The sequence below is a fragment of the Staphylococcus sp. GDY8P45P genome, from assembly GCF_017892745.1.
GTDB lineage: Bacteria > Bacillota > Bacilli > Staphylococcales > Staphylococcaceae > Staphylococcus > Staphylococcus cohnii.
Genome location: NZ_JAESLS010000033.1, coordinates 1 through 1,959, shown reverse-complemented (window position 1 = coordinate 1,959; position 1,959 = coordinate 1). Strand labels below are relative to the sequence as shown.

2 protein-coding genes are annotated in these 1,959 nt (G+C 24.9%); both read left to right on the top strand.

Features of this window, described 5'->3' with window-relative positions:
• Nucleotides 1-420: GNAT family N-acetyltransferase (locus KA873_RS13475; protein WP_046091389.1), on the top strand; the 420-nt coding region annotated here is incomplete at its 5' end.
• Nucleotides 421-1,860 carry a bifunctional aminoglycoside N-acetyltransferase AAC(6')-Ie/aminoglycoside O-phosphotransferase APH(2'')-Ia gene (locus KA873_RS13470; protein WP_001028144.1) on the top strand — a complete coding sequence of 480 codons (1,440 nt, stop codon included), beginning with the start codon at nucleotides 421-423 and terminating at the stop codon, nucleotides 1,858-1,860.
• Nucleotides 1,861-1,959 lie beyond the last annotated feature (99 nt).

Here is a 1,959-nt window from a genome sequence, read left to right as displayed (position 1 = left end):
CACAGGAGTCTGGACTTGACTGAGTTTATGGAAGAAGTTTTAATTGATGATAATATGGTTTTTGATATTGATAATTTAAAAGGATTTCTTAATGATACCAGTTCATTTGGGTTTATAGCTAAAGAAAATAATAAAATTATAGGATTTGCATATTGCTATACACTTTTAAGACCTGATGGAAAAACAATGTTTTATTTACACTCAATAGGAATGTTACCTAACTATCAAGACAAAGGTTATGGTTCAAAATTATTATCTTTTATTAAGGAATATTCTAAAGAGATTGGTTGTTCTGAAATGTTTTTAATAACTGATAAAGGTAATCCTAGAGCTTGCCATGTATATGAAAAATTAGGTGGTAAAAATGATTATAAAGATGAAATAGTATATGTATATGATTATGAAAAAGGTGATAAATAAATGAATATAGTTGAAAATGAAATATGTATAAGAACTTTAATAGATGATGATTTTCCTTTGATGTTAAAATGGTTAACTGATGAAAGAGTATTAGAATTTTATGGTGGTAGAGATAAAAAATATACATTAGAATCATTAAAAAAACATTATACAGAGCCTTGGGAAGATGAAGTTTTTAGAGTAATTATTGAATATAACAATGTTCCTATTGGATATGGACAAATATATAAAATGTATGATGAGTTATATACTGATTATCATTATCCAAAAACTGATGAGATAGTCTATGGTATGGATCAATTTATAGGAGAGCCAAATTATTGGAGTAAAGGAATTGGTACAAGATATATTAAATTGATTTTTGAATTTTTGAAAAAAGAAAGAAATGCTAATGCAGTTATTTTAGACCCTCATAAAAATAATCCAAGAGCAATAAGGGCATACCAAAAATCTGGTTTTAGAATTATTGAAGATTTGCCAGAACATGAATTACACGAGGGCAAAAAAGAAGATTGTTATTTAATGGAATATAGATATGATGATAATGCCACAAATGTTAAGGCAATGAAATATTTAATTGAGCATTACTTTGATAATTTCAAAGTAGATAGTATTGAAATAATCGGTAGTGGTTATGATAGTGTGGCATATTTAGTTAATAATGAATACATTTTTAAAACAAAATTTAGTACTAATAAGAAAAAAGGTTATGCAAAAGAAAAAGCAATATATAATTTTTTAAATACAAATTTAGAAACTAATGTAAAAATTCCTAATATTGAATATTCGTATATTAGTGATGAATTATCTATACTAGGTTATAAAGAAATTAAAGGAACTTTTTTAACACCAGAAATTTATTCTACTATGTCAGAAGAAGAACAAAATTTGTTAAAACGAGATATTGCCAGTTTTTTAAGACAAATGCACGGTTTAGATTATACAGATATTAGTGAATGTACTATTGATAATAAACAAAATGTATTAGAAGAGTATATATTGTTGCGTGAAACTATTTATAATGATTTAACTGATATAGAAAAAGATTATATAGAAAGTTTTATGGAAAGACTAAATGCAACAACAGTTTTTGAGGGTAAAAAGTGTTTATGCCATAATGATTTTAGTTGTAATCATCTATTGTTAGATGGCAATAATAGATTAACTGGAATAATTGATTTTGGAGATTCTGGAATTATAGATGAATATTGTGATTTTATATACTTACTTGAAGATAGTGAAGAAGAAATAGGAACAAATTTTGGAGAAGATATATTAAGAATGTATGGAAATATAGATATTGAGAAAGCAAAAGAATATCAAGATATAGTTGAAGAATATTATCCTATTGAAACTATTGTTTATGGAATTAAAAATATTAAACAGGAATTTATCGAAAATGGTAGAAAAGAAATTTATAAAAGGACTTATAAAGATTGATTATATAATATATGAAAAGCTATTATAAAAGACATTAGTATTAAATAGTTTAAAAAAATGAAAAATAATAAAGGAAGTGAGTCAAGTCCAGACTCCTGT